Origin of the sequence: Microvirga soli (assembly GCF_016734765.1) — a bacterium.
Classification (GTDB): Bacteria; Pseudomonadota; Alphaproteobacteria; order Rhizobiales; family Beijerinckiaceae; genus Microvirga; species Microvirga soli.
Genome location: NZ_JAERQE010000009.1, coordinates 1 through 26,866, shown reverse-complemented (window position 1 = coordinate 26,866; position 26,866 = coordinate 1). Strand labels below are relative to the sequence as shown.

Annotated in this window: 24 protein-coding genes and 2 tRNA genes; 14 read left to right on the top strand and 12 right to left on the bottom strand. The window is 59.3% G+C overall.

Annotated features, from left to right (window positions below; genetic code table 11):
• Positions 1–30: 30 nt before the first annotated feature.
• Positions 31–321, bottom strand: coding sequence for a hypothetical protein (locus JKL45_RS10255; protein ID WP_201861043.1), 291 nt, complete (start codon positions 319–321; stop codon positions 31–33).
• Between the two features lie 148 nt (positions 322–469).
• On the opposite strand from JKL45_RS10255, the gene JKL45_RS10250 reads away from it, so the two are divergent.
• A complete protein-coding gene (locus JKL45_RS10250) occupies positions 470–1,162 on the top strand; it encodes a hypothetical protein (RefSeq protein WP_201861042.1) in 693 nt (230 codons plus the stop codon).
• Between the two features lie 37 nt (positions 1,163–1,199).
• On the opposite strand, the gene JKL45_RS10245 is transcribed toward JKL45_RS10250, so the two are convergent.
• On the bottom strand, positions 1,200–1,598 hold the full coding sequence (locus JKL45_RS10245) for a DoxX family protein (RefSeq protein ID WP_201861041.1): 399 nt from the start codon (positions 1,596–1,598) through the stop codon (positions 1,200–1,202).
• A gap of 578 nt (positions 1,599–2,176) precedes the next feature.
• On the opposite strand from JKL45_RS10245, the gene JKL45_RS10240 reads away from it, so the two are divergent.
• Positions 2,177–2,500 carry a hypothetical protein gene (locus JKL45_RS10240; RefSeq protein ID WP_201861040.1) on the top strand — a complete coding sequence of 108 codons (324 nt, stop codon included), beginning with the start codon at positions 2,177–2,179 and terminating at the stop codon, positions 2,498–2,500.
• Positions 2,501–2,601: 101 nt separating this feature from the next.
• Here JKL45_RS10240 and JKL45_RS10235 read toward each other — a convergent pair.
• Positions 2,602–2,678, bottom strand: a tRNA-Pro gene (locus tag JKL45_RS10235).
• Between the two features lie 148 nt (positions 2,679–2,826).
• Between JKL45_RS10235 and JKL45_RS10230 the strand changes: the two genes are divergently transcribed.
• Positions 2,827–2,901: transfer RNA gene (locus tag JKL45_RS10230), tRNA-Gln, on the top strand.
• 85 nt (positions 2,902–2,986) lie between these two features.
• On the opposite strand, the gene JKL45_RS10225 is transcribed toward JKL45_RS10230, so the two are convergent.
• The 7 genes from JKL45_RS10225 to JKL45_RS10195 all read right to left on the bottom strand — a co-directional run bounded on the left by JKL45_RS10225 (position 2,987) and on the right by JKL45_RS10195 (position 9,920).
• Positions 2,987–3,646: a ThuA domain-containing protein gene (locus JKL45_RS10225; protein WP_201861039.1), complete on the bottom strand. Its 660-nt coding sequence runs from the start codon at positions 3,644–3,646 to the stop codon at positions 2,987–2,989.
• Between the two features lie 32 nt (positions 3,647–3,678).
• Entirely contained in the window at positions 3,679–4,854 is a 1,176-nt protein-coding gene (locus JKL45_RS10220) for a Gfo/Idh/MocA family protein (RefSeq protein WP_201861038.1), read from the bottom strand.
• Positions 4,855–4,859: 5 nt separating this feature from the next.
• Entirely contained in the window at positions 4,860–5,627 is a 768-nt protein-coding gene (locus JKL45_RS10215) for a sugar phosphate isomerase/epimerase family protein (RefSeq protein WP_201861037.1), read from the bottom strand.
• 70 nt (positions 5,628–5,697) lie between these two features.
• The gene (locus JKL45_RS10210) at positions 5,698–6,777 is read right to left on the bottom strand and encodes an ABC transporter ATP-binding protein (RefSeq protein WP_201861036.1); all 1,080 of its coding nucleotides are present in this window, start codon (positions 6,775–6,777) and stop codon (positions 5,698–5,700) included.
• Between the two features lie 3 nt (positions 6,778–6,780).
• On the bottom strand, positions 6,781–7,665 hold the full coding sequence (locus JKL45_RS10205) for a carbohydrate ABC transporter permease (protein WP_201861035.1): 885 nt from the start codon (positions 7,663–7,665) through the stop codon (positions 6,781–6,783).
• Positions 7,662–8,597 carry a carbohydrate ABC transporter permease gene (locus tag JKL45_RS10200; RefSeq protein WP_201861034.1) on the bottom strand — a complete coding sequence of 312 codons (936 nt, stop codon included), beginning with the start codon at positions 8,595–8,597 and terminating at the stop codon, positions 7,662–7,664. Before JKL45_RS10200 ends, JKL45_RS10205 begins: the two co-directional genes overlap by 4 nt.
• Positions 8,598–8,678: 81 nt before the next feature.
• Positions 8,679–9,920: an ABC transporter substrate-binding protein gene (locus JKL45_RS10195; RefSeq protein ID WP_201861033.1), complete on the bottom strand. Its 1,242-nt coding sequence runs from the start codon at positions 9,918–9,920 to the stop codon at positions 8,679–8,681.
• Between the two features lie 158 nt (positions 9,921–10,078).
• Here JKL45_RS10195 and JKL45_RS10190 point away from each other — a divergent pair, with 158 nt between their 5' ends.
• From JKL45_RS10190 to JKL45_RS10180, 3 genes are all read left to right on the top strand, one after another.
• A complete protein-coding gene (locus JKL45_RS10190) occupies positions 10,079–11,149 on the top strand; it encodes a LacI family DNA-binding transcriptional regulator (protein WP_201861032.1) in 1,071 nt (356 codons plus the stop codon).
• A 45-nt stretch (positions 11,150–11,194) separates the two neighbouring features.
• Positions 11,195–12,205, top strand: a complete 1,011-nt coding sequence (locus JKL45_RS10185) for a Gfo/Idh/MocA family protein (RefSeq protein ID WP_201861031.1) — start codon at positions 11,195–11,197, stop codon at positions 12,203–12,205.
• A 172-nt stretch (positions 12,206–12,377) separates the two neighbouring features.
• The gene (locus tag JKL45_RS10180; RefSeq protein ID WP_201861030.1) at positions 12,378–13,835 is read left to right on the top strand and encodes a phosphomannomutase; all 1,458 of its coding nucleotides are present in this window, start codon (positions 12,378–12,380) and stop codon (positions 13,833–13,835) included.
• A gap of 9 nt (positions 13,836–13,844) precedes the next feature.
• Here the strand turns inward: JKL45_RS10180 and JKL45_RS10175 are convergent, their stop codons facing one another.
• Entirely contained in the window at positions 13,845–14,738 is an 894-nt protein-coding gene (locus JKL45_RS10175; RefSeq protein WP_201861029.1) for a glycosyltransferase family 2 protein, read from the bottom strand.
• 275 nt (positions 14,739–15,013) lie between these two features.
• Here JKL45_RS10175 and JKL45_RS10170 point away from each other — a divergent pair, with 275 nt between their 5' ends.
• From JKL45_RS10170 to JKL45_RS10135, 8 genes are all read left to right on the top strand, one after another.
• Positions 15,014–16,321: a nucleotide sugar dehydrogenase gene (locus tag JKL45_RS10170; RefSeq protein ID WP_201861028.1), complete on the top strand. Its 1,308-nt coding sequence runs from the start codon at positions 15,014–15,016 to the stop codon at positions 16,319–16,321.
• A gap of 124 nt (positions 16,322–16,445) precedes the next feature.
• A complete protein-coding gene (locus tag JKL45_RS10165; RefSeq protein WP_201861027.1) occupies positions 16,446–17,249 on the top strand; it encodes an ABC transporter permease in 804 nt (267 codons plus the stop codon).
• 9 nt (positions 17,250–17,258) lie between these two features.
• Positions 17,259–18,017, top strand: a complete 759-nt coding sequence (locus tag JKL45_RS10160; protein WP_201861026.1) for an ABC transporter ATP-binding protein — start codon at positions 17,259–17,261, stop codon at positions 18,015–18,017.
• Positions 18,018–18,343: 326 nt separating this feature from the next.
• A complete protein-coding gene (locus JKL45_RS10155) occupies positions 18,344–20,119 on the top strand; it encodes a glycosyltransferase domain-containing protein (protein WP_201861025.1) in 1,776 nt (591 codons plus the stop codon).
• 201 nt (positions 20,120–20,320) lie between these two features.
• Complete coding sequence (gene rfbB / locus JKL45_RS10150; protein WP_201861024.1) at positions 20,321–21,382, top strand: dTDP-glucose 4,6-dehydratase; 1,062 nt, start codon at positions 20,321–20,323, stop codon at positions 21,380–21,382.
• Positions 21,383–21,423: 41 nt separating this feature from the next.
• Positions 21,424–21,981: a dTDP-4-dehydrorhamnose 3,5-epimerase gene (gene rfbC / locus JKL45_RS10145; RefSeq protein ID WP_201861023.1), complete on the top strand. Its 558-nt coding sequence runs from the start codon at positions 21,424–21,426 to the stop codon at positions 21,979–21,981.
• A gap of 52 nt (positions 21,982–22,033) precedes the next feature.
• Positions 22,034–22,927 (top strand): glucose-1-phosphate thymidylyltransferase RfbA, encoded by an 894-nt coding sequence (gene rfbA / locus JKL45_RS10140; protein ID WP_201861022.1) that lies wholly within the window; start codon positions 22,034–22,036, stop codon positions 22,925–22,927.
• Positions 22,928–23,177: 250 nt separating this feature from the next.
• Positions 23,178–24,542 carry a glycosyltransferase family 2 protein gene (locus JKL45_RS10135; RefSeq protein ID WP_201861021.1) on the top strand — a complete coding sequence of 455 codons (1,365 nt, stop codon included), beginning with the start codon at positions 23,178–23,180 and terminating at the stop codon, positions 24,540–24,542.
• 53 nt (positions 24,543–24,595) lie between these two features.
• Here the strand turns inward: JKL45_RS10135 and JKL45_RS10130 are convergent, their stop codons facing one another.
• A complete protein-coding gene (locus JKL45_RS10130) occupies positions 24,596–26,521 on the bottom strand; it encodes a glycosyltransferase family 2 protein (protein ID WP_201861020.1) in 1,926 nt (641 codons plus the stop codon).
• Positions 26,522–26,866: the final 345 nt, after the last annotated feature.

Here is a 26,866-nt window from a genome sequence, read left to right as displayed (position 1 = left end):
CGGGATGTAAGAGAGAGTCGCTAGCGACGTTCAGCCGACCGAATGCACCAGCTTGAGCTTCGGCTTGGCCTTGACGCTGCCATGAAGGAAGGTGACGTCCACCCAGTCCCCATCGCCGCTGCCTTCCTCGATGCGGTAGCCCATCTGCTTGGCGATGGCCTGAACCTGGCTGAGGTTGGAGCGGGCGATCCAGCGCGAGAACTCAGGAGAAGCCTGGTCCATCAGAACGGCGATCATGCCGATCTCGACGCCCTGGTCAAAATCTTCGCTGCGGCCGGGAAAGCGCAGCCGCAAGCCATCGTCGAGGTGGATATGTCTCATGACGGGAAGCCCCCAAATCACCCTTTTCGGGCACCTTTTGCTTGAACTTACCAGGGAGTTGAGCTGGCCGAAAGGTGTCATGGCCGCGCAGGGAACCGCTCAACCGGCCGCTCATTAGCCTCGTATAGGCAATGACCGGAGGGCTCCCATGGCCGAGCGCAGAATTACCGCCTTCTTCGACACCTATGAGGAGGCCGCACGGGCGGTGCAGCGGCTCGAGACAGCCCGGATGCGGGATTTCGAGATCAGCCTCGTGTCCAACAACTTCAACGATGCCTATACGCATCACGCATCACAGTCGTTCGGGGCTGACGGCCCCGCGCACCCCTTCACTGGCGCCACGGCGGCGGCCGGAACGGTCGCGGGAGCAGGCGCGGGCCTTCTGGCGGGGCTTGGCACGGTGGCCATTCCCGGTTTCGGGCCGGTGATCGCAGCCGGTTGGATCGTCTCAACGCTGGTCGGCGCTGGCGCCGGCGCGGCCGTGGGCGGGCTTGCGGGTGCTTTGGCCGATGCCGGCCTCACGGACGAGGAGGCTCACACTTACGCCGACGGGATTCGCCGAGGCGGGGCGCTGGTGACCGTGAAGGTGGACGAAGCTCAAATGGACAAAGTGGTGAATATTCTCGATGACGAGGGTGAGGTCGAGGCAACTGAGGAGACGGGGCGCCGCGATGAGGCCCCGGCTCCGCCCATCGGCGCCGCAGCCTCGACGACGACAGGGCTCATGACGGATCTCATGCCGATCCCGCTCGATGACGACGAGGACGAAAGCGACCACACGCTCCATGTCGAGATCGAAGACGAGCGCCTGCGTCGACCCACAGGCACGAAGCCCGAGTAGGTGAGAGGCCGCGGCCTCTCACCTATTGATGGAGGCATCAAGCCTTGCGCAAGGCGCGGTCCAGGCTCCACACACCGCCGCCGGCAGCAGCGAGGAACAGGAAAACGAAGCAATAGAGGATCGCAGCGTCGCCTCCGTTCAGGACGGGGTAGGGGCTGCGCGGCGCATGGGCGAGCCAATAGGCGAAGGCCATCAGGCCGGAGAGGACGAATGCCACGGGCCGCACAAAGAGACCTGGGATCAGCAGCGCACCGCCGACAATTTCGAGGACGCCGGCGATCCAGGGCAGGGTGAGGATCGCCGGGGCGGGATTGGGTGAAGCAGGAAAGCCAAGGAGCTTCTGCGTGCCATGCGCCATGAAGATGAGGGCTGCAACGATGCGCAGGACGCTGAGAAGGCGCGGTGCCCAAACGGTTTCAAGATGAGCTGTGTTCATCGGTTAGTCTCCGGATTGTTGGATAGGGGCGATCAGCACAGCCGATCAGCCGACGAGGGAGCAACCGCATACAGGCTCAGGCGGCATGTTCCCAGCCTTTAAGGCAAAGCTTGCGATAACGAATTGCTTACCACGTTCTCAAAGCGGTTTGATCTGTTCGGGTTCTGCGGCGTTTCTCCTACGCCAACAGAACAGGGGGCCTTCATGACCATCCTCGATCCTCGAACCGGGCAGCTCGTCACCATCGATCTCACCTCCAAGCCGCGCCGGGGCTGAGACATTTTCAGGTAACGGCTGCTGCTTCATCTCTCATGATTTTGATTGTTTCTTCTCCTGAATTCTTCCCTGTCGCCTCTATTTACTTCCATGGTTCCTCTCCGGTGCCCTGACGCACATCGTGCCTTCGACATCGGTGGTTGATAGGGAGGTGAGCCGGAACCCTTATTGCGCAAAGGCATTGGCTAAAGGAATGGATTCAACCGGGTGCCGGGCTGTAGTGCACAAGCTTGTAAGCTTAAGCAGTCGCAGCTTCGGTGTTCAGATTTTTCCGAGATCTCGAGAGAGTTGAGGAGCGTCAGATGGCTCTGACAGGTCGTTTTAATCTTCGCAAGACTTGGACCGGACGCATTGTGCTGCAGGTCGAGGAGGAGGTCGCAGGTTTCTGGGGCCGCATGACCGGCAAGGCCAAGCTGAACCGTCGCTGGCGAGATGCCAATGTGCTGGATCTGGCAGCCCCCGAGTTGCGAAGCCTCGTCGACCTGCGCTTCCGCCCGCGCTATATGCCCCAGACCAACGAGGTCCCGCAGGATTGGCCAAGGGCGCCGCGCCAGCTCGAGGCAATCCCAGCCCAGACCCTGCATTACGAGACCTACCAGGAAGACGGGCGCTTCTCGACGCATTGAACCTGTTGCAAGGGCTAGTGAGGCTCGAAGATCATAGCCGATCCTCGGGTCTAGCCCGGTGCCTTATACAGAAATGCTATCGCTGATTCTTGCGGGAAAGTTGGTCGGAGTGGCAGGATTTGAACCTGCGACCCCCACGTCCCGAACGTGGTGCGCTACCAGACTGCGCTACACTCCGACACCGGGAAATTCCCGGGAGGCCGGTCTTATAGCCGTGAGGTGGGAGCGCCGCAAGGGGAGATTTGCGTCTCTTTCATAGGATTAAGCCATCCGCAAAACGGTGTTGCCAGCCGCGTTTGAGCCGATTATGTACACGCCACACCTATTGGGGCGTCGCCAAGCGGTAAGGCAGCGGTTTTTGGTACCGCCATTCCCAGGTTCGAATCCTGGCGCCCCAGCCAATCCTGCCCTCAGGATTGCTCCCTCGAAAGCTGCTGAGCTGGAGAGAGTACTGCGTCATCTTCCCTCATAGAGCGGCATCAGCCCTCAAGCTTCTTCGCCACAACGCTGTGCTGACCACACCATGCCGCGCCTCAGGATCGTGCGCATTTCCGGCACCTCGAATTCCTTCGCCACATGCCCGAGCGAACTGTAGAAAACACGCCCTTGGCCGTGCCGGCGCTTCCAGACGACGGGCATCACCACGCCGTCGATCCAGGGCGCATGGTCTCCCGAGAAGGTGGTGGTCGCGAGAACCTCGTTCGATGGGTCGACGTGCATGTAGTACTGCTCCGACCGGTAGTCGAAGTCGTCGATGCCCTGCATGACCGGGTCGTCGGGCCGCGTTATGTTCACCCGGTAGTCGATGATGTTGCCCGGATGGGCCACCCATTGGCCGCCGCACATGAACTGATACTCGACTGCCTCACGAAACGCGTCACCCATGCCCCCATGAAAGCCGGCGAGGCCAACTCCATCGCGGACGGCTTGCGAGAGAGTGGCGACCTCGTCTTTCTCGATATTCGACATGGTGAAGATCGGCACGATGAGACTCATCGTGGAGAGATGAGGGCTGGCGAAGGCGCTGGTCGAATTCTCCAGGTGCACCCTGAAGCCCTCATCCCGCAGCATTCCGGCGACGATCCCGGCGCATTGTTCCGGCTCGTGGCCATGCCAGCCGCCCCACACGATGAGCGCTTCCCGCATCGTCTCGCTCTTTCTCGTCGAGGGGGTAGGCCTCAGGCGGCGGACGCCGTCTGAGAGGGGCCTTTCCAGAGGATGGAGGCGTCCGCATCCTCAAGAGTGGCCGGACGCTCGAGAGCGGTGGTGATCGCCCTGGGCTGACCGGTCGCCGCACCTTCCAGGATGCTGTGCATGACCTCGAGAACATGCAGGCCGAGGCGTCCGCTGGAGCGGTGCGGCGTGCCGTTCAGGACTGCGCTTGCAAGGTCGGCTAGGCCCAGCGCCCGGTAGTTGGCCTTGTTGGGCATCTCGGGAGCCCAGTTGGGTGAGCGCCAGTTGGGAACTCCCAACGGCATCTCGCTCGAGTCGACCGCGCGCCAGTCTCCACCGCGCTCGGTGACCTCCACATGGCCGCCGAAGAAGTTTGGATCCGGTACGCGCAGGGACCCTTCCGAGCCGTAAATCTCGATGGCCGGATGGCTGTGCTTCCATACGTCCCAGCTCATGCAGAAGGTGACATGCGCGCCCGAGGCGAATTCGAGCAGCGCCGTTACATGGGTGGGGGTCTCGACACTAATGCGATCACCCTTGCGGGGTGACTCCGCCGTCACGATGCGCTCCGGGTACCCGATGCTCGACATGGCGAAGACGCGTTGCACCGGGCCGATCAGGTTGACGAGTGTGCTGAGATAGTAAGGCGCCATGTCGAGGATCGGGCCACCGCCGGGCTTGAAGAAGAATTCCGGATCGGGGTGCCAGTGTTCCATGCCGTGGGACATGAGGAAGGCGGTTCCCGACAGGATGCGGCCGATGGCGCCATCGTCGACGAGCTTGCGGGCAAGCCGCCCACCGGCGCCGAGGAACGTATCCGGAGCGCAGCCGAGGTGAAGGCCCCGAGCCTCCGCCTCGTCCACGAGCCTGCGGCCCTGCTCGAAATCGACCGCTAGCGGCTTTTCCGAGAACACGTGCTTGCCGGCGCTGAGGGCTGCCAACGAGACGCCGAAATGGGCGGCCGGCACGGTGAGGTTGACCACGAGGTCGATGTCGTCGCGGGCCAGAAGCTGATCGACGGTCATGGCTTCGATGCCGTGGCGGCTTGCCTGAGCCTGCGCAACCTCGGGACGCATGTCGGCGCAGGCCCGCAGGGTGAGGCCGCGATAGGCTGGAATGTTCTGGAGATAAATGCCCGAGATGTTGCCGCATCCAATGATGCCGACATTCAGCGAATTCATGATCGTTAATCCTCGATGGTGCGCAGGAAATCGAAGCTGTTGCGGGCAGTCCGGGCCGGGTCGGCGGGCTTGTCGTGCTCGACCACCATCCACTCGGCTCCGGCCTCGCGGCACACGCGCCACAGGTCGCGCCAATTCAGTACGCCGGAGCCCACATCGGCCCAGCCATCCTGATCCTCGTTCTGGCCTGCAGGCGCGATGTCCTTCACGTGAGCGGCCGTGACCTTACTGCGGTAGCGGTTGATCCATTCCTTGGGATCCGCATCGCCGCGCACGAGCCAGGCCACGTCAACCTGCCAGGCGAGGGGGCTCGAACCGGCAGCCTCGAAGATCAGTTCGAGCGCCGTCTTGGCGCCGTCCTTCGGCTTCAGCTCCCAATGGTGATTGTGGTAGCCGAGGCGGATGCCTTGAGCCTGGAAGCGCTCAGCGATCTGGCCAAGTTCCTTGCCGAGCGCCCGCCAGCCTTCTGCGCCCATATCGCGCTCTTCAGGCGGCACGGCCGGCATGTAGAGGTGCGTGAGACTCAAAGTGCGGCAGGCGTCGACGATGGCATCCGGCTTCTCGCGCAGCGCCGCCATGCTGACATGGCTAGAGGATGCTTTCAGGCCGCGTGCATCAAGCTTGGTGCGGACCTCGCCGGCTTTGTCGAGATGCGATCCGACAGTCTCCACGTAGCGATAGCCGGCGTCGGCGACCGTATCGAGGATCAGGTCGAGATCCTCCAGGGTTCGCAAGGTGTAGAGTTGAATGGACAATCTATCCGTGACGGTCATGGGAACCTCAAAAGTTCAGGAAAGCGGGCGCGGCAGGCTGTGCGCGAGACCTGCCGGAATCTTGGTGTCGTCAGAGCCGTTCGCCGGAATCGGCGGCGAACAGCGAGACTTGAGTTGGATCGACGTGGAGCGTCACGCTCTCACCCGGCGTGGCCCGGCGAGAGCCGGAGGTGCGAACCTGAACGGAGCCGACCGCATCGCTGCACCAGATCACCGTATCGGCGCCCATAGGTTCGACGATGTCGACGGTAAATCCAGGCCAGATCCCGGTGCTTGCGATCTCAAGGTGCTCGGGGCGTACGCCGAGCACGACGTCCTGACCAGCCGAGGGAGCCGTGATGAACGGGTAGCCGGACAGCGACAGGCGGCGGTCGCCGGCAAGGAAGCTCAAGCCCTCTCCGGTGTTCTCAAGGCGGCCCTTGATGAAGTTCATCTGCGGCGAGCCCACGAATCCAGCTACGAACAGATTGGCCGGCCGGTGATAGATTTCATCCGGCGTGCCGATCTGCTGGATCTTCTGTTCCTTCATCACCACGATGCGGTCGGCCAGCGTCATGGCCTCGATCTGGTCGTGCGTGACGTAGACCATGGTGGTCTTGCCGAGGCGGGCGTGCAGCCGCTTGATCTCGACGCGCAGCTCGTTGCGCAGCTTCGCGTCGAGGTTGGAGAGGGGCTCATCGAAGAGGAACACGGCGGCATCACGCACCAGGGCCCGTCCGATGGCCACGCGCTGGCGTTGGCCGCCGGAGAGTTGGTCCGGCCGCCGGTCGAGGAGGGGGGTGATCTGCAGGAGTTCGGCAGCCCGAGTGACGCGCTTTTCGATCTCGGGCTTCGGTGTCTTCGCCATCTTCAAGCCGAAGGACATGTTCTCACGCACGTTCATGCGCGGATAGAGAGCATAGGATTGGAACACCATGGCGATACCGCGATCCTTCGGCTCCTCCCAGGTGACGTTCTTCCCGTTGATCCAGATCTGCCCCTCAGCCACGTCGAGCAGACCCGCGATTGCATTGAGCAGGGTGGACTTGCCACAGCCGGAAGGGCCGAGGAGGACGATGAACTCGCCTTCCTGAATGTCGAGAGACAAGCCGTCGAAGACCTGAACGGCTTCGAAAGCGACGGTCACATCACGAACGGAAACGGTCGACATTCCTTACCCTTTCACAGCGCCGGCGGCGATGCCGCGGACGAACCAGCGGCCGGACACGAAGTAGACGACGAGCGGAATGAGCGCCGCCAGCATGGTGGCAGCCATGTCGACGTTGTAAGCGCGCTCGCCCTGCGTTGAATTGACGATGTTGTTGAGCTGCACGGTCATGGGCAGGTTTTCGCGGCCTGCGAAGGTCAGCCCGAAGATGAAGTCGTTCCAGATGCCCGTGACCTGCAGGATGGTCGCCACCACCACGATCGGCGTCGACATGGGCAGGATCACCCTGAAGAAGATCGACCAGAACCCGCCGCCGTCGATGCGCGCAGCCTTGAACAGTTCGATCGGCAATCCCGCGTAGTAGTTGCGGAACAGGAGCGTCATGGTCGGCAGGCCGAAGATCACGTGCACCAGCACGATGCAGGTGAGCGAGTTGTAGATTCCGGTCAGCGAGAAGATGCGCACCAGCGGGTAGAGAAACACCTGATAGGGGATGAAAGCCCCGAGCAACAGGATGCCGAACATGACATTAGCGCCTTTGACCCGCCAGAACGACAGGGCGTAGCCGTTGATGGCCCCGGCCATGATCGAGAGGATCAGGGACGGGATCAGGATTCGCACTGAGTTCCAGAAGCCGACGCTGATGCCGTTGCATTCGAGCCCGGTGCAGGCGGAAGACCATGCCTTGGACCAAGCTTCGATGGTCATGGCAGCGGGCAGGGCGAGAATGTTGCCGAGCCGGATCTCCTCCATGGGTTTGAGGGAAGTCACGACCATGATCCAGAGCGGCAGCAGGAAGAAAAGGGCCGCGGTCACCAGGAACGCGTAGACCCCGATACGACCGACGGTGAGGCGACCAGGGCGGCGGCCCTGCGGCACGGCGGCGCTCATGCATGCCTCCCTTGCGGACGGACGTAGCGGACATAGACCCAGGGAGCCAGAACGGTCACCACGGTGATCAGCATGATCGTCGCGGCAGCCGTTCCGAGACCGATGTTGTTGCGCTCGAAGAGGTGGTCCATGACGAACTTGGCAGGCACCTCGGTGGCAATGCCCGGACCACCCAGGGTCATGGCGACGACGAGATCGTAGAGCTTCACGACGCCGGTCGTGAGAAGCACGACGGCTGTGACGACCATGGGCCGGAGGAGGGGCAGAACCACGGAGGTGTAGACCCGCCAGGTCGGGATCCCGTCGACCTTGGCGGCCTTCCACAGATCCTTGTCCACGCCGCGCAGGCCCGCGAGCATGATGGCCATGGTGAGGCCAGCTCCATGCCAGAGCCCTGCGATCACGATAGTGTAGATTGCCATTCGCTGGTTCACGATCCAGTCGAAGGTGAAACTCTCGAAGCCCATGTCCCGGACGAGCTTCTGCAGGCCAAGTCCCGGATTGAGGAACCATTGCCAGGCAACGCCCGTCACCACGAAGGACATGGAGTAGGGGTAGAGAAAGAGGGTGCGAAAAAGGCCTTCTCCGCGCACATTCTGGTCAATGAAGACGGCGAGAAGAAATCCGATGATGAGGCAGCCCGAGATGAACAGGGTGCCGAAGATGATGATGTTGGAAGCCGACGTCAGAAAGCGATCATTGGCAAAGAGGCGGCTGTATTGCGCAAGGCCGACCCAATCGAGCTTGGGCAGGAGGGTGGAACTCGTAAACGAGAGCCGCACGGTCCAGAGCATGCAGCCGATATAGACGATAAGGACGACAAGCGCGGTCGGCAAGAGGGCCAGGGCCGCAGGCAGGCGCACTTTCATCCGACGCCGGGTTTTCGCGCCGCCTGAAGGCACGCTGGGGGCGTGGATCGAAATGGTATCCATTCGGAAGATCCAGTCGAGAGAAGTCGAGCGTCAGGAGTGAACGGCTCGCCCCAGCCCCATAAGGGGCGAGCCGGATGGTTTTTACCCTGCGTCGCGCATGGCGCTGGTGATCTTCTCAATGAAGGCATCCGCCGTCATGTTCGGGTTGTTCCAATACTGGGTCACAGCGTCCTGCATGGCGCCCGAGAAGTTAGGCGGGCTCAGCAGCTCCATGGCTTCCACCTGATTAGCCGGATCCTTCAGGACCGCGCTGGACCGCTGGGCGCAGACATCCATGGAAGAGACGTCCACGTCCAGGCGAGCGGGAATGGAGCCCTTCTTCTTGTTGAACTCCAGCTGGCTGGTGGGATCGAGCAGGACTTCCACCAGCTTGTCCTGTGTGACTAGGGCTGCCTTGTCCTTGGTAGCAGGCAAGACGAATACGTCGCCGCCGATCACGAGCTTGCCGCCGCCTTCACCTACGAGGGTGCAGCCATATTCCTTACCGGCGGTCTGGCCTGCGGCGGTGAACTCACCCTTGGCCCAGTCGCCGTTGAAGTGCATGGCGGCCTTGTTGGTGATGACGAGGGCCGTGGCGTCGTTCCAGTTGCGGCCCGGGCTCCCAGGATCGACGAGGCCGCGCAGCTTGCCGAAGATCTCTACGGTTTCCTTGAACTTTGGGTTCTTCAACATGTCGGGTTTGCGGGTGCCGTAGAGCTGGCGGAACATGTCGGCGCCGCCATGGCCGACGACGACCGCCCGGAAGAGGTTGTGCTCCCAGTTCGGCTGGCCGCCGAGGGCAATCGGAATAATACCCTTGGCCTTGAGCTTTTCACCGGATTCGATCAACTCGGGGAAGGTCTTCGGAGGCTGAAGGCCGGCGTCGGCAAAGACCTTGGTGTTGTAGAAGAGCCAGTTCTGGCCGTGAATGTTGACGGGAACGGCGTAGAACTTCCCGTTGCGGACCGAAGCATCGACGATCGGCTTGGGCATGATGTCGCGCCATTTACCGGCTTTGGCCTGTGCATCGACGTCGCGCACCAGATCGTTGCTGACCAGTTCGTCGAACTGCTTGCCGGTGTTGAACTGCATCATGGTCGGGGGATTGCCGCCCACCATGCGGTTGATGCCGGCCGTCCGGGCATTTGCGCCGCCCGCTATGGCGTTGTCGACCCAGGTGCCGCCGGCCTTGGTGAACTGATCCGCGAAGACCTTCACGGATGCAGACTCACCGGCGGACGTCCACCAATGGAGGACTTCCGCCTTCTGCTGCGCGAGCGCGCCGGAACTCCAGATCAGGGCAACAGAAAGGGTATACGCGGAAACGCGTGTCTTCATGCTCATGGCTTCCTCCCAGAAGCGTTTTATCGATTTTTGTAATCGATTACATCTTGTGATATAGGTTGTAGGTGCTTTTGAGATTAGTCAAGACACAAGTTGACGTAAGTTGTATACCCTGAAAGAGGGTAACGTATCTTGTCTGAAGCCGGGAGGTAACCTGCATGAGCCGGAAAAGATGGCGGGCGGTGAAGGAGATACGCATCGCCGACGTCGCTCAACTTGCAGGAGTCTCAACGGCAACCGTCAGTCGTGTCCTGTCCGATCCGGACAAAGTGCGCCAGAAAACTCACGACCTCGTGATGGAGGCGGTCAAGCGCAGCGGATACATCCCGAACAGCACGGCGCAGAAGCTGCGCACCCGCCGCACCATGAACGTGCTGGTGATTGCCCCAAGGCTCACCAATCCGGTCTTCGCTGAGATTCTCCGCGGCGTCGACGATGAGCTGACCCAATCGGGATACGGCATCATCATCGGCAATCTGGACAACCGCAGGGAGCGCGAGGCCCGCTATGTCGACCTTGCCTTGTCGCGCCAGGTGGACGGCATTCTCCTGCTGACGGGATACATTCCGCAAAACGGCACCCGCAGTATGCGGGATTCAGGCCTTCCCATCGTTGCCATGTGCGCGGCCATTCCTGAAGAGGGCATCCCCCACGTCGTCGTTCAGGACCGTGAGGCCACCCGGCAGGCGGTGGAATACCTCGCGCGCCTCGGACACCGCAGGTTCGGCTATATCTCAGGCACGCTCAGCTCCATCATCGAGGTCGAGCGCTTCGCCGGCTTTCAGGAGGGGATTGCAGCAGCCGGCTTCAGCCAGAACGACTTCGTGCGCTGGGAAGGACCATTCGTCTTCTCCACGGGTGTGTCGGCGGCCGAGTCATTCCTGCAGATGAGGGATCGCCCCACCGGGATTTTCGCGGCCTGTGACGAGAGCGCGATCGGCTTCATCAAGAGCGTTCGCGCGAAACGAGTCCGGGTTCCGCAGGATGTATCGGTCATCGGCTTCGACGGCATCGAATATGCGGATTACACGGAGCCCACCCTGACCACGTGTCGGCAGCCACTGCACGAACTGGGGTGTGTCGGGGCCGACGTTCTCCTGAAGCTGATGCACAACCAGATGAAACCCGAAGACTGGAGCGTTCGGTTGCCCGTGATGCTTCTGGAGCGCGAAACGACAGGGCCTGTTCTGCACAAGGACTATCAATCCCTTCGGCGCTCGACGGTTTGAAAACACCCAATCCAATTGAAACTGACAGAACCTGAGGAGAGAGCCATGCAGCCGGTCCGTTGGGGTATCCTGAGCACGGCCAAAATCGGCCGGACGAAAGTCGTTCCCGGCATGATGAAGAGCCCGCTCTGCCACGTGGTTGCCGTCGCCTCGCGAAACGAGGAAGCCGCGCGAAAGATGTCATCGGAACTCGGAATCGTGAAGGCATATGGCTCTTACGAGGCGCTGCTGGCTGATCCCGACATCGAGGCGATCTACAATCCATTGCCCAACCATCTGCACGTTCCGATGACCCTGGCGGCGGCTGCCGCCAGAAAGCACGTGCTGTGCGAGAAGCCAATCGCCATCACGGCCGATGAGGCGGAGCAGTTGAGGCAGGCCTCATCGCAGGTGCTGATCGCCGAGGCCTTCATGGTGCGTCACCATCCGCAATGGCAGCGCGCCCGCGAGATCATTCGATCCGAGGGCATCGGGGACCTGTGGTCCATCCAGGTCATCTTCTCCTACTTCAACGTCGAGCCGGACAACATCCGCAACAGGCCGGACATCGGCGGGGGAGGGCTCCTCGACATCGGCTGCTATGCGGTCGTGGCCGGTCGTTATTTCTTCGACGCCGAGCCGACCCGCACGATTGCGCTCGTGGATCGTGATCCGACCTATGGCGTGGACCGCACTACAAGCGCTCTTCTGGACTTCGGCAATGGCCGGCAGCTGACCTTCACTGTCTTGACGCAGTCCGTGCCCTTCCAGCGGATCCAGCTGCTTGGCACCAGAGGGCGCATCGAGATCGAAATCCCCTTCAACGCCCCTCCGGACAGGCGGACACGGATCTTCGTGGATGACGGCAGCGCACACGGGGGATTGTCGGCGAAAGCCATCGATTTCCCGGTGATCGACCAGTATGCGCAGCAGGGCGCTGCCTTCAGTCGCGCCATCCGGGGGGAGGGGGCGCTCGCCTATGGTTTGGAGGATGCGCTCATGAATATGCGAATCCTGGATGCTATCCGGCGATCCGCGGAAACTGCGGCATGGGAGCCGATCTCCGCCATACGATGAAGCCTTTTGTGGTAATCCAAATTGACAGCCACCTCATGAGGGTGACCTGCGTGCGCCGTGTGGATGCGTTGACTTCAGGTCTAGTGAGCCGACACTCATGCCAACATGGTCTTCCTGCGAGAACTCGTCCGTGAGACGGCAAGGCGCGGAAGAAAACGCAAAGGCATTTGGCATGGACTTCATTCCGACAGCGATCTCCTCTTCCCTGAAGTTCGGGACGAGCGGCCTGCGAGGCCTTGTGGTGGAGTTGGACGGCGTGCCTGCCTTCGCCTACACCCGCGCCTTCGCCGAGATCTTGAAGGAAGACGGCTCTGCCGCAGCCTCCGGATACCGGGTTCTGGTCGGGCGGGACCTGCGGGAGAGCAGCCCCAGCATCGCTCGGCTCTGTTGTGCCGCCCTGAAGGATGCCGGCCTCACGCCGCTCGATTGCGGAGCCCTTCCGACGCCTGCGCTCGCCTACCACGGCATGCGCTCTAGCATCCCGGCGATCATGGTCACCGGCAGCCACATCCCTGAGGATCGCAACGGGCTGAAGTTCTACCGGGCAGAAGGCGAGATCGACAAAAAGGATGAAGCCGCCATTCTGGATTGGCATGCCGGTCTGAGAATCACATCCGTCCCAGAGGGTGCTCGCGGGTTTCAGGCGCCGACTCCTGATGTCGACCTCATCGCAGCCTACCAGAATCGCTACCGAGACTTTTTCGGAGCAGGGGCTCTCTCGGGGCTGACGGTGGGCGTATACCAGCACTCCTCCGTAGCCCGGGACGTGATCGTCCAGATGCTTGAGAGCCTGGGGGCGCGGGCGGTGCCGCTGGGCCGCGCCACGAGCTTCATTCCGGTCGACACCGAGGCTCTGCGCGAGGAGGATGAGGTGCTGGCCCGGCAATGGGCAGGCGAGCAGCGGCTCGATGCCATCGTGTCCACTGATGGAGACGCGGACCGTCCTCTGATTTCTGATGCGGCCGGTTCCTTCCTGCGCGGCGATCTGGTCGGCGCGATCACGGCCCGGTATCTGGGCGCAGACGCGATTGTCACGCCTGTGACCTCAAACTCCGCTCTGGAGGCTGCCGGCGCCTTTGAACAGGTGATTCGCACCCGAGTCGGATCACCTTACGTCATCGAGGGGATGACGGAGGCTGCCCGTGCCGGGGCGGAGGCTGTCGTCGGGTTTGAGGCAAACGGCGGCGTTCTCCTCGGCTCTGACATCGTTCGGGAGGAGCGCAGACTTGCAGCCCTTCCGACCCGGGATGCCATGCTACCGATCTTGTGTGCACTTGGTGAGGCCAAGGAGCAGGGAAGGGCACTTGCGGAGATTGGGGCCGATTTCGCCTTTAAGGCTGCGGCGAGCAATCGCCTTAAGAATGTGCCGAGCGAGAGGAGTGCCGCTTTCCTGAAGCGGCTTGAGCAGGATCAGACTTTCCGAGAGGACCTGACGGGATCACTGGGCGGTGTTGCGGCACTCGACGGGCAGGACGGCGTGCGTCTGACGGCCAACAATGGCGAGGTCATTCATTTCCGCGCCTCGGGCAATGCCCCGGAATTGCGCGTCTATGTCGAGGCGGAGACGCAGGAGCGTACCGAGACCCTTCTGGAATGGGGATTGGCCCAAGCCGAACGGCAGGTGGGCTAAGCTTCAGCTTTAGGGGTCGAGGGGTCCGAGGCGGCCTGTCAGTCCGTCGCGGAGTCCGCGGGTCATCAGACCCAGCCTCTGTGCCTTTTTGTCAGCAAGGGCCGTATAGGTTCCAAGAAAGGCCAAGCAGCGGCTGATGTAGTAAAGCCGCCAGGCCGGGGGCGTATAGGATTGGCGGGCGAGCCAGAGAGCGTTCCTGACCCAGTAATAGTTCCGTATCGGAACATGGACGGCAACCTGGCGGGGTCCAAGCTTGACCGTCCCACTTCCCAATCGGTGCTCCACTCTTGCGGTAGGGGACAGGTAGCTCCGGTATCCTGCCACGCGCGCCCTGAAGCACCATTCAACATCGACGAGGTCAATGAAGAGGTCCTCTCTGAACCCGCCGACTTTTTCCAGGACGGTCAAGGGGATCAGAGACCCGGAGGCGATGATGAAATCGCTTGCCACGGGACGAGACTCGCTCGCTAAGGAGATCCGCGATAAACGAAGGCCCTTGGCCCGATAGGCTTTTGTCTGTCGTTGGCTGTTAAGCTCGTAATAGGCTGGTCCGATGGCCGCCACACCGCCTTGGCCGGCTTCAAGCGCTTTCAGGTTCTCCGCCAGATCCGCGACCATCCCGGGCGCGAGAACTGTATCCTGGTCGAGAAGCAGGACATGGGTAAAATCTCCGTTCCGGGCTAGAGCAATGCCTTGATTCTGTGCTGCAGCGATGCCTAGATTATAAGTATTATCAATGAATTGCGCAGATGCGTCTGAAGTCAGGCGCCTCACCTCCTCGGCATTTGCCGAGGCATTATCGACCACGACCAAGTCTTGGACTTGCGGAGCAACGGATGCCAGCACCTGGGTCAGCAGGTCGATATTGGGATTGTACGTTACTGCGACAGCTAAGACATGCATCCCTGGTCTCCGGGGTCCGAGCCGTCCTAGTAAAGAGATCCCCTGGGCGCGGCAAGCGAGGGCTAAGAAGGCCAAGCCGGATTTCGGGTTAGGGTTGCTGGGGATGGGCCAAAGCGGTATAGCGGCGCCGAAGTGCTCCGGTCAGGCTTGTGGGTCGGAGGAAGCTTCCCTTTCGGCAGGCGCGGCACTATGGCGCCTTCTGGAGGTATGCGGTCTGGGTCAATGCCCTTATAGAAGGACCGCTCCACCCTACGAGCTTGAAGCCGAGATGCCCGATGCACAAAGACACGTTGCTGAAAAAACTGAACGATAAAACCGCTGTGATCGGTATCGTCGGCTTGGGCTATGTCGGTCTGCCGCTTTCCCTCCGTTATTCGGAAGTCGGTTATAGGGTCGTCGGCTTCGATATCGACCAGGAGAAAGTCGACACCCTCATGCGGGGTGAGACCTATATCGAGCATATTGCCTCCGAGGGCATCGCGAAGGCCATCAAGAGCGGGTTCGAGCCGACTGCCGATCTCACCCGCGCTCGCGATGTGGATGCCTTGATCCTGTGCGTGCCGACCCCTCTGAACAAGTACCGCGAGCCGGACCTCAGCTTCGTGCTGAACACGGTGGATGCTCTCGTGCCGCATATGCGGGGGGGGCAGGTCATGTCCCTGGAGAGCACCACCTATCCCGGCACGACCGAGGAGGAGCTGCGGCCACGCCTGGAGAAGGCTGGCTTCAAGATTGGCGAGGATGCGTTCCTCGTCTTCTCGCCGGAACGTGAGGACCCCGGCAACGCGAAGTTCACTACCCATACGATTCCGAAGGTCTGCGGCGGCAGCACGCCATCCTGCCTTGAAGTAGGCCTTGCCCTCTACGGGCAGGTGATCAACACGGTGGTGCCCGTCAGTTCCACGCAGGCTGCTGAGTTGACGAAGCTCCTTGAGAACATTCACCGCGCCGTCAACATCGGCCTCGTCAACGAGATGAAGATCATCGCGGACCGGATGGGCATCGACATTCACGAAGTCATCCGGGCAGCCGCAACCAAGCCGTTCGGCTTCGTCCCTTATTATCCAGGCCCCGGTCTCGGCGGGCACTGCATTCCCATCGATCCGTTCTACCTCACCTGGAAGGCGCGCGAGTATGGCCTCCATACACGTTTCATCGAGCTCGCCGGCGAGATCAATAGCACGATGCCTGAATGGGTCGTGGAGAAGATCGCCGATGCTTTAAACGAGCGAGAGAAGCCGATCCGTGGCAGCAAGATTCTTGTGCTCGGCATCGCCTACAAGAAGAATGTCGACGACATGCGGGAATCGCCTTCTGTCGAGCTGATGAGTCTTCTCCAGGAAAAGGGTGCGCAGATTGACTACAGCGATCCGCACGTGCCGAGCTTTCCGAAGATGCGCCGCTACTCGTTCGATCTTCAAAGCGTGGACCTGACCCCGGAGACGCTGGCCGACTACGACCTGGTGCTTCTGGCCACGGACCATGACAAGTTTGATTACGAGACCATCGAAAGGCATGCGAGGCTTATCGTCGATACGCGTGGGCGGTATCTCGGCAAGCGCAGTAACGTGGTGAAGGCATAAGCCTGCCGTCGTCTTGTATAGGCTGTCGGTTGGTGTCTTGTGACATCAGAATTCAGCCGTCATGCATAGCCAGTCGCATGTCAAGTTGACCGCTCAACACCGAGAATGGATCAGGGAAGAGAAGTTGAGAACCGTCGGTCTGAATATGCTGGACGTGCTGCTCGAGATTCGCGACGGCTGGCGCTGGCGTGAATTGTGGATGACGCTCGGATGGCGCGATGTGCAGACGCGCCATCGTCGTTCGCGCATTGGACCCTTCTGGAATACTCTCAGTCTTGCTTTCGTCGCGACTTGTATCGGCACCCTGTACGGCGGGATCATGGCACGTCCCATGTCCGACTACATACCCCATCTTGTCACGGGCTACATGATCTGGGGCTTCCTGCAGGCGCTGGTGGTCGAGGGCAAGGACTCCTTCGCAAGCAATGCCGCCGCCATTCGGGAAATCCCCGTTCCGAGGACGGTGTATATCTATAAGCTCCTCTGGAAGAATATTGTCATTCTGGGCTTTAATTCCATCGTCTATCTCGCGGTCCTTGCGCTCTTCCGAGTATGGCCGTTCCCGAACATCGTCCTGGTTCTGCCGGCCCTAGCGATCGTATTGCTAAACGGAATTTGGGTCGGTCTTCTGCTGGGCCTCATCAACGTCCGCTATCGCGACCTGGGGCAACTGGTCCCGAATGCAATGCGCCTTGCATTCTTCGTGACGCCAATCCTCTGGTATCCGGAGGATGCCACCGGGTTTCGCACGGTCTTCGTTGATTTCAATCCGTTCTATTATTTTATTGAGATACTGCGGGCACCACTGCTGGGGCAGAGTCCAAGCACCCTGGTCTGGGGTGTGACCCTGGCGATCACTCTTATCGGTTGGGGGATCATGGTGCCGGTCTATGCCCATTGGCGTCGACGGATCGCATTTTGGGTTTGAGGTCAGACGATGGCGCTGATTAAGCTTGAAAACATAACGCTGGAATTTCCAGTCCACGCCTTGAAATCGGATCGGCGTCGGTCGTCCGATGAGAGGCCCATTGGCGGGCAGCTGTCATCAGGGCAGTCCGGCCAATTGATCGTGCGTGCATTGGATCAGTTGTCGCTCACGCTAGGGCCAGGGGATCGCCTAGCACTGCTCGGGCACAATGGTGCTGGCAAAACCACGCTTCTGCGCGTCATGGCCAAACTTTATACGCCGACGCATGGACGCGTCACGGTCCAAGGACGTGTTGCGCCATTGCTGAACCTCAGCTTTGGCATGGACATGGACTCGACCGGCTATGACAATATCTTCATTCGCGGCCTGTTTCTCGGGATGAGCAAGGCTGAACTGAAGAAGAAAGCCGATGTGATCGCTGAATTCAGTGAACTCGGCGACTTCCTTGATCTGCCCATGCGTACCTACTCCTCGGGCATGCGCGCGCGGTTGGCGTTTGCCATCTCCACCCATGTCGAGACTGATATCCTGTTGCTGGATGAAGTCGTAGCGACGGGTGATGCCCGCTTCCTCAAGAAGGCGAACGAAAAGCTAGAAGGCTTTGCACGAGACTCTAAGCTTCTCGTTCTGGCCTCGCACTCGAACAAGGTGCTGCGGGATCTTTGCAACAAGGCACTTCTTTTGGAGCATGGCCGCGTAAAGGCATTGGGGCCCATCGAAGAGGTTATTGAAACCTACGCGGCGTCTACGGGGACAGACACCAAGTAGCAAGAGTTAATGTCATTCCTACAGAAATGGTCGAAGGAGCGGCATGGACACGATGCAGGTGTGGTGCGGGCCCTGAGCTGGAAGGTTGTTGACGTATGACTCAGGATGCTCAGTGCTCATGCACGAACAAGGCAGATCTCGGCGCTGAAAGGGATGCCGCCGCCCTCCAAGAGCAGCTTCGGCGGCAAAAGGAAGAGATTGCTGAGCTGCGAGCCACCATTCGTGGGTTGCAGACGGAGATCAAAGGGATTCGGGGCTCCCTGTCCTGGACTGTGACGCGCCCCTTGCGCGTCTTGGCGCAGGCGCTTCCAGGCGTAGCTGGGGGAGTGCAGCGCACCCTAGACCGAACGAAGGATGGACTTGCGACAACGCTGCCGAAGCAGATGGCACAGGCCTTGTTTGACAATCGGTGGGATGTTCGCAGCGAGCTTGAGGAGCAGATCTCCGCCTACCGCGTTACTGCCCCGCCACAGCGCAGGATCGTCTTCTATACGGCCATCTTTGGCGAGTACGACAACTTGCTTCTCCCAGAACGCATCGATCCGGCAGTCGATTACGTGTGCTTCACGGATCGGCCACGAAATGACTACGGTATCTGGCAGATGCGCTCGGCGCCGTACTACCATCCTGATCCGACCAGAATCGCACGGTGGATCAAGACGCACCCCCATGAACTGTTTCCGGGCCATGAGGTTGCTGTTTGGCTGGATGCCAACATCATCCTGAAGGGCGACATTCATAGCTATATCGAAATGGTGGAGAGCCGGAGTGCCAATCTCGGCCTGATCTCGCATCCGCATCGCGCCTGCTTTTATGACGAGGCTGAGGCTTGCAAGCGACTGAAGAAAGATTCCTCAAAGCTCATTGACAAGCAGGTCGAGGACTACAGGAGGGCTGGCCTGCCCCAGAAACAGCCATTGTTCGAAACCGGCTTCATGGTCGTTCCACTGAAGAGGCACGGAACAGCCAACGCCCTGCACCTGTGGTGGCAGCAGATCGAGCGTTTCAGCCGCCGTGATCAGCTTGGACTTGCATGGGTGAGCTACCGCTGTAACGACCTGCACATTGCGCCGCTCCTACCGGAGGGCACCTCTGTGAGGGACCATGAGGATTTTCTTTATTTCCGGCATAGCTTCGCACGGGCTCTGGTGATCCCGGAGGCTCTCCTGAGGCTTGGACGTCATGCTGATCCTTCTAGGGGCACACCCTTCGCCGAAATCAGGAACCGGCAGTTAGAACCCGTGGCCGATGTTGCCATCGATATTGTGGTCTGCGTCCACAATGCCTTGGAGGATGTGCGCCTCTGCTTGGAGGCCGCTTGGGCGGCATTGCGGCCAAATCACACGATCATTGTCGTCAATGACCGCTCAGACGAGGAGACGACCTCCTACCTCCGCGATTTCGCGGCCAACCGGGATCAGGTCACGTTGCTCGAGAACGAGCAAAACCTGGGCTATACGCGTTCGGCGAACCGAGGCCTTGCTGCTGGAACTGCGGCTTTTCGCATCCTTCTGAACAGCGACACGATTGTGAGCGCGGACTGGGCCGTGAAGCTTCTCGATGCCGCCAACCGGAGCGAACGGATCGGCATCGTGGGGCCCCTGTCGAACGCGGCAGGAGCGCAATCGATTCCCAATATCAGAAGCACCGGTAAGAACACGGCAATCAATGCTTTGCCGAAGGGGGTCACAGCTGCAGACCTCGACCGAGCCTGCGAAACCTGGAGCGATGCGGATCCCGTGCCCCGTGTGCCACTCGTTCACGGCTTCTGCTTCGGCATCAAGAAGAAGGTGATCGACAGCATCGGCTACTTCGACGAGGAGAACTTCAAGCTCTTCTATGGGGAGGAGAACGACTATTGTTTCAGGGCTGTCGCGGCCGGATTTGAACTCGCCGTGGCCACGAACACGTTCGTCTATCACCGTAAGTCGAGAAGCATTGACGAGGAGAAGCGCGTGGTTCACATGGCCGAGGCCTGGAAGCGCTTGAGGGAGCTCTATGGTGCAGACACGATCTTGGGAGCGTACCGGCAGGTCGAGGAGCATCCGGTCCTGGAGCGGATCCGAAAAGCAGCGGCGCACTATTTCCAGTCTGCGCGGTAAGCAGGGTCTCGATCCTGTTTTTCTACCTAAAGTTTAATAATGGGCTCAATGTGCCTTATTGACCTTTAGATCGCGGCACCCCGAAGTCGTGGACGATATTACCATTTTACGCTAGTAGCCTGCCCGAGATACAGAAAGCAGGTCGCCTAAGCTAAGCAGTAGGGCATGCTCAGCGGTTCGGAACAAAGAAGAGCGTGGGTCATGGCAAAGAGATTTTTGGTCACCGGAGGCGCCGGATTTATCGGATCGGCTGTAGTCCGCAAGCTGATTTCCAGCACACCACATCAGCTTCTCGTTGTCGACAAGCTCACCTATGCGGGAAATCTTGATTCCCTCAATTCCGTTGCGAACAGTGACCGCTATCGCTTCGTGCGAGCCGATATTGCAGACGCCCGACAGATGCAAACGCTGATCGATGAGTACAAGCCAGATGTGATCATGCATCTTGCGGCCGAAAGCCATGTTGATCGCTCAATCGATGGCCCAGGAGAGTTCGTGCAGACAAATGTCGTCGGCACCTTTACACTACTCCAGGCGGCTCTGGCTTACTGGAATAGGCTTGATGCCGCGCATCGCGATACATTCCGCTTCCATCACATCTCGACTGACGAAGTTTTCGGATCCCTTGGCCAGGAAGGCTTCTTCCATGAGGAGTATCCGTATCAGCCCAACTCGCCATATTCGGCGTCGAAGGCGGCCTCGGACCATTTCGTTCGCGCCTGGCACCACACCTATGGCCTGCCGACACTGATCACGAACTGCTCGAACAACTACGGCCCCTATCATTTTCCCGAGAAACTCATTCCACTCATGATCCTCAACGCCTTGGAGGGAAAGCCGTTGCCGGTTTACGGCAAGGGCGAGAACGTGCGAGACTGGCTCTATGTGGACGATCACGCTGAGGCTCTGATCCTCGTGGCAGAAAAGGGCAGGGTGGGCGAGAACTATAATATCGGTGGCTGGAACGAGAGGACGAACATCGATGTCGTCAGGTCCATCTGCCAACTCGTCGACGAGCTGTCGCCCAGTCACGGCATCGATGCGCGGGAGAAGCTCATCACGTACGTGACCGACCGGCCTGGGCATGACCTCCGCTATGCCATCAATGCCCGCAAGATTGAGCGTGAGCTGGGCTGGCGCCCGGCTGAAACATTCGAGACGGGTCTGCGGAAAACAGTCTCGTGGTATATCAACAATCGGGCTTGGTGGGAGCGCGTCCGCTCAGGCATATATCGCGGCGAGCGGCTCGGTGTGGCCGTCTAACGTGGCCGAGGTTAGCCACGCAGGTTGAAGAGAGACAAAACGTGCTGAGTGTGGAACCGACTGCGATCCCGGAGGTGAAAATCGTGACGCCAAAGCGCCTGGGTGATCGCCGAGGCTTCTTTTCCGAAACCTATCACCGGCAGCGTTACACCGAGGCTGGTATCGACACAGAATTTGTCCAAGACAATCACTCCATGTCCACTGCTGTCGGCACGATCCGAGGCCTGCATTTCCAGAGCGAACCATTTGCTCAGGCAAAGCTCATTCGCGTCATACGCGGCGCAATCCAGGATATCGTGGTCGATCTCCGACACACATCCCCAACCTATGGTCGGCATGTGGCGGTTGAGCTTTCGGCAGAAAACGGCCGTCAGCTGTTTGTGCCTATTGGCTTCGCTCACGGTTTTTGCACGCTCGAGCCGAACACCGAAATTTATTACAAGGTTTCTGCCTATTACTCGGCTGCCCATGACCATGGTTTGGCTTGGGACGATCCAACCCTGGGCATTGCTTGGCCCGTTGAGCCAGCGAGGGCAGTTCTTTCTGACAAGGACCGCAAGCATCCAAGCCTGGCGGAACTCCCGGTCTATTTTGCATAGTGGCGCAACCTGAACACGCCCTGATACGGCGGGGTGCCAAGGAGATACAGCGATGAAGGGCATCATTCTGGCCGGAGGAAGCGGAACGCGGCTGCATCCGATGACGTATGTCACGTCGAAGCAGTTGCTTCCGATCTACGACAAGCCGATGATCTACTACCCCTTGACCACACTCATGCTGGCGGGGGTTCGAGACATTCTCATCATCTCCACTCCGGACGACCTGCCGCGTTTCCGCCAATTGTTGGGAGACGGGGGGCAGTGGGGTATCCGCCTGTCCTATGCAGAGCAGCCGCGACCTGAAGGGCTTGCCCAAGCATATATAATCGGCGCCGAGTTCATCTCAGGCGGGCCATCGGTTCTCATCCTAGGCGATAACGTCTATTATGGACATGGGTTGACGGATCTCTTGCGTTCAGCCGCCGCCCGTACGTCCGGTGCATCGGTGTTCGCCTACCATGTCACCGATCCCGAGCGCTACGGGGTAGTTGAGTTTGACCAAAGAGGACGAGCAATCTCAATCGAGGAAAAGCCCGTGGTTCCTCGTTCGAGTTGGGCCGTGACCGGACTGTATTTCTACGATCACCAAGTGGTCGATATTGCGGCTCACCTGAAGCCATCTGCTCGAGGTGAACTCGAGATCACCGATGTCAATCGGGCATATCTCGAACAAGGTCAGCTCCACGTCGAACTCATGGGGCGCGGTTATGCATGGCTAGACACAGGAACGCCTGATAGCCTCGTCGAGGCTGCAGAATTCGTGCGTGCTTTGGAGAGACGCCAGGGTTTCCGGATCGCCTGTCCGGAGGAGATCGCCTACAATGCCGGCTGGATCGACCGTGATCAGCTTTTGGCTCTAGGTCACAAACTGTCTAAGAGCTCTTATGGCCATTACTTGCTAAGGATAGCTGAAGGAGCCGATCAATTGCCGCTCAGGAGCTCGTGACGCGGAATCCGATCGGGCCCACATTTCTGACAGGTCGTCCCGCTCAATGCAAAAGCTGCTCAGGAGAGTTCGCTCTCACTTAAGAACCATAGGCTTTGTCCGGGAGACCGTGTCCCGGATTAGAGCAATCGATTTTTCCGGGCAGAGCCTGGTCCTGGAGCGGGCGCGCAAGCACATTGATCAAGGCAACTTCAATGCTTCCGCTGTGCTACTCGAGGCAATTAAGCGCAAGAGGCTTCGAGCGTGGAGGATGCTGCTCAACAGCTACTTTGCAGCTCATCGTTTTGATGATGTCGTCTCCGCCTACGGGACAATGCCGATAAAGTTCAGGGGAGATTATCTCTGTCGTCACATGAATCTGATCGCGTCTGCCAATCTCAGGCAAGTTGAGGTGATTGCCGAGACCATCAAGGAAGTGCTGAGTGAAAGAGAGAGCATCGCCGCGTCCGAGTTTCTGAGCAAGGCTCTGCCTTTTGCCGAGAAGCTGGGCTCGGAGATCCACTCCGCAGCTGTCCAGCGCGTTGTCAAGCATGCATCACATTTGGCAGTCGATCACTTTGACACAATTCTGAAGTGTGCCCATGATCTTCGTGAGAAAGGGTGGGAGGCCGGCGCCCTCGGATTGGAACGTGCGCTCCGCCATGGGGCGGGAAGCGCACGCAACAGGATGAAGCTCGATCTTCTGGATGCACAGATCCACTTCTGGAATCGACGGTTTGACCTGCAGCTGGCAGCGGTCAACGGCCTCCTTGAAAGGCAAGGCGTTTTACCCATCGGCCTCAAGAACATGAGCCAGCCCGTCGCATGCGAGAACCTGCAGGCGACACCGGAGCCGCGTCCGACCATCAGCGGACCTCTCGTGTCAATTTTGATGCCAGCCTTCAACAGCGCATCAACCGTCGGATATGCGCTGGAATCCTTGCGGCGCCAGACATACCAGAATATCGAGGTGATCGTCGTCGACGATTTCAGCGATGATGCAACCGCAGACATCGTGATGCGAATCTGTGCTGCCGATCAGCGCCTCCGCCTGATTTCTCTGGAAAAGAATTCAGGTGTGTTTGTTGCCCGGAATACGGGTCTCGCGGCGGCCAGAGGTGAACTCGTCACCAACCAAGATGCTGATGACTGGGCGCACCCGCAGAAGATTGAAGTAGCCGTGTCCGAGTTGCAGCGGCAGCCCTCCATTGTCGCAACCTGGGTGGAGCATATTCGATGTTCAGATCAGCGTGGGTTCCGGGCATTGAGCGGATACTTCAGGCCAGATGCATCATCTCTGATGTACAGGCGAGTGCCGGTCATGAGCACTATCGGTTGGTATGACTCTGTCCGAGCAGCCGGGGATGGGGAGTTTCATCTGAGAATGGAGCGCGCCTTCGGGCACAACAGCATCCAGAGGATCAACAAACTTCTCTCTTTCGTCAGTTGGTCTGATGCAAGTCTGTCGGGCGGAGGGCTATTCCAGATAGACAACGACCTTGGGATCTTCAGTCCTGCTCGAAGTGAATATCGTAGAGCGTTCGGACTGTGGCACGAGACGACAGACCGTCTATACATGCCGTTTCCCCTCAACGACCGCCCTTTCCCGATCCCTGAGAGCCTGCTCTCTACTTAGGCAAGTTGGCAGAAAGCGCTGCTGACTGGCGACCGCTGACTGCATCATTGAGATTATAAGCCGTCTATCCTGAAGTTTGTTGGGATGGAACTCTCAAGCTGCTCTAACACGGGAGCTACATAATCATTAGCGATAACAAGAGGGTCACAGCCAAAGTGATCCCGCGCTGCCTCCCTCTGTTCGTCTGATACAGTCGATTTGCCAGCGATGTAGAGATGCTGCGTCGATATCAATGGGAGCGCGTAGGGAGGTTCGGTGAGTAGGTCTGCGCTTGAAAGGATCACCGCCGCACATGAAATCGTCTCGCCGGGGACCATATTCTCGACGAGACCCGATGAAATTGCGGCGCGGATCGACGATGCTATGTCGGTTTCTGCATGTTTGTATGCCGGCCAATGGGCGATTCCCAGTTTCAGACCGGCATCCGTAAGTTTCTCCCATTGTATGACGTCTTGTGCGTATGAGTACGCCGCATCAGCAAAGTCACCGACAATAACAACGTCAATGTCTGTTATTGTTGCCCTCTGGCCAAGGATGATACGCGGGGCAGGGAACCGGCGTGAATCGGTCATCCGGAAATCCGGAGCAGCTTTGGCACGCTCCTCGGCGTGCCAGAGGCGGTAAGCCTCCTTATACTGACGGCGAGCGCCGTAATAGATGGATGTAAGGCCGGTCGCGGACGTCTGAGTTAGGGATGATTGACTGAAACGAATGAGGGTTAATGGTACTTCTTTGAAGAGGGTATTCGTTCTAAGTTCATATCTTGCCTTCACACGTTCATAGAATTCCGAGTCCGCTGCGACGCGTGTCCTATCCCACCCGCCGAGATCCATGAGAATCTGCCTTTTCAAAAGGATAGAGGAGAGATTCTGCACCAGTAAAATCGCTGCGCCGGTGTGAGGCCTGAAACGGAAATCGCCTGATGTTCTGACTCCAACCGTTGTGCTGATGCCGTCTGGGTGTGACAAGGCATATGTCATTTGGGCCGCAAACTTCTCCGGGTGGGACCAGTCGTCAGAGTCGTGAACACTGACGAACTCTCCTGTGGCGTGCGCGAGTGCAGTGTTCCTCGCGAAATAAGCACCGCCATTTCTTTCATGCCGGATCGGAATTACTCTGCTGTCACGACGCGCAAAATCCTGGATGATGGCCCATGTGTCGTCTTGGCTTTGATCATCGACAACGATCACCTCAAGATTGCGCCACGTTTGGCTCAAGACGCTCGTCAAAGCTGTCGGCAGCGTATGCTCGCAATTATAGGCGGGCATCAGAATGCTCAGCTTGACCGGCGCATCCACTGGGTAGGCGTCCGGAGTAGAGATGTTGTCGAGAGTGAGTGGTGCAGCCTCGTTCTTCTTGCAAATTCTCGAGAAGCCTGCCTGCTGATAAATCCCGTTCAGCCATGCAAGGCGCATAGCGTCAGCAGCGGCACTATCGCCTTCTCGCGTTGAAAGCGCATGATGAATGTTCGCAGCCGACAGGCAGAATTCTGCACTTTTGCGCTTCGCGTGCCTCGCTGACCACTCCAGCCAGTCCAGGGCCTCATCGGGTCGATCTAACTGAAGGAGACACTCCACCATCAAAAGCTGAACATAGGGGTGCTTATGGAGCTTAGGTCTGGCTGCGGCTACCAGAATGGTGTTGCTCAGTGCGCTGCTGTAATCACCTTTGGTCGCATACCATTTCGCGAGGCTCCAAGCACTGGAGGCAAGGGTCTTTCGTTGGTTTCGCGCAAAAAGCTTGAGGTGCTCGAGATCTCTTGCAGATCTATCTCCGAACCCTGACCACATTTTTTTGGAAAGCTGGCGCGTTTCCGTAACGTAAGAGTTTGGCCCCGCCTTCCATGCCTCCGGCTTCAGGAGGAGGGGAACAGAGTCCAGCCCGGTTGCTACCCGCTCGATGAGTTCAGGATAATGCTTCTTTAGGAGCACACGTGCGGCGGATGGTACATATCGTCTGATCTTTTCTGCAATGGTCATGCTTTTGAGGCGAACTCCAAAGTATTCGCAACTAGGCAACGCTTCTTCAACGAGTGCTGCGTCAGGGTTAGGACCTATAGGGGGTTTGTGTGTATATGCAAGAGCCTGGAGGTAGGGTCCAAGGGGCTGCACGCGAAGTCAACCCAACTGAGCAAAGCGGTTTCTAACAGCCAGGCTTATCTGATCGGCGATATGAGCGCGGGTGATGCCACTTTGGACACTGAGCGATGCTGCGCCTCCTCAAAGGACCTCACTACGCGAGAACCGCTGACCTGCCACTGAAGTTTCATCCAGCCGCCGTTAGAGCCCCGGCAGGTGATACGCCGTGTGGCGCGACGTGAGCAA

Coding starts and splice junctions, on each gene's coding strand:
- JKL45_RS10195 (WP_201861033.1), bottom strand. CDS start 9,920: ATGAGCATGAAGACACGCGTTTCCGCGTATACCCTTTCTGTTGCCCTG.
- JKL45_RS10250 (WP_201861042.1), top strand. CDS start 470: ATGGCCGAGCGCAGAATTACCGCCTTCTTCGACACCTATGAGGAGGCC.
- JKL45_RS10180 (WP_201861030.1), top strand. CDS start 12,378: ATGGACTTCATTCCGACAGCGATCTCCTCTTCCCTGAAGTTCGGGACG.
- JKL45_RS10205 (WP_201861035.1), bottom strand. CDS start 7,665: ATGAGCGCCGCCGTGCCGCAGGGCCGCCGCCCTGGTCGCCTCACCGTC.
- JKL45_RS10190 (WP_201861032.1), top strand. CDS start 10,079: ATGAGCCGGAAAAGATGGCGGGCGGTGAAGGAGATACGCATCGCCGAC.
- JKL45_RS10210 (WP_201861036.1), bottom strand. CDS start 6,777: ATGTCGACCGTTTCCGTTCGTGATGTGACCGTCGCTTTCGAAGCCGTT.
- JKL45_RS10225 (WP_201861039.1), bottom strand. CDS start 3,646: ATGCGGGAAGCGCTCATCGTGTGGGGCGGCTGGCATGGCCACGAGCCG.
- JKL45_RS10175 (WP_201861029.1), bottom strand. CDS start 14,738: ATGCATGTCTTAGCTGTCGCAGTAACGTACAATCCCAATATCGACCTG.
- rfbB (WP_201861024.1), top strand. CDS start 20,321: ATGGCAAAGAGATTTTTGGTCACCGGAGGCGCCGGATTTATCGGATCG.
- rfbA (WP_201861022.1), top strand. CDS start 22,034: ATGAAGGGCATCATTCTGGCCGGAGGAAGCGGAACGCGGCTGCATCCG.
- JKL45_RS10215 (WP_201861037.1), bottom strand. CDS start 5,627: ATGACCGTCACGGATAGATTGTCCATTCAACTCTACACCTTGCGAACC.
- JKL45_RS10135 (WP_201861021.1), top strand. CDS start 23,178: ATGCTGCTCAACAGCTACTTTGCAGCTCATCGTTTTGATGATGTCGTC.
- JKL45_RS10245 (WP_201861041.1), bottom strand. CDS start 1,598: ATGAACACAGCTCATCTTGAAACCGTTTGGGCACCGCGCCTTCTCAGC.
- JKL45_RS10220 (WP_201861038.1), bottom strand. CDS start 4,854: ATGAATTCGCTGAATGTCGGCATCATTGGATGCGGCAACATCTCGGGC.
- JKL45_RS10170 (WP_201861028.1), top strand. CDS start 15,014: ATGCACAAAGACACGTTGCTGAAAAAACTGAACGATAAAACCGCTGTG.
- JKL45_RS10160 (WP_201861026.1), top strand. CDS start 17,259: ATGGCGCTGATTAAGCTTGAAAACATAACGCTGGAATTTCCAGTCCAC.
- JKL45_RS10255 (WP_201861043.1), bottom strand. CDS start 321: ATGAGACATATCCACCTCGACGATGGCTTGCGGCTGCGCTTTCCCGGC.
- JKL45_RS10240 (WP_201861040.1), top strand. CDS start 2,177: ATGGCTCTGACAGGTCGTTTTAATCTTCGCAAGACTTGGACCGGACGC.
- JKL45_RS10130 (WP_201861020.1), bottom strand. CDS start 26,521: ATGACCATTGCAGAAAAGATCAGACGATATGTACCATCCGCCGCACGT.
- JKL45_RS10185 (WP_201861031.1), top strand. CDS start 11,195: ATGCAGCCGGTCCGTTGGGGTATCCTGAGCACGGCCAAAATCGGCCGG.
- JKL45_RS10200 (WP_201861034.1), bottom strand. CDS start 8,597: ATGGATACCATTTCGATCCACGCCCCCAGCGTGCCTTCAGGCGGCGCG.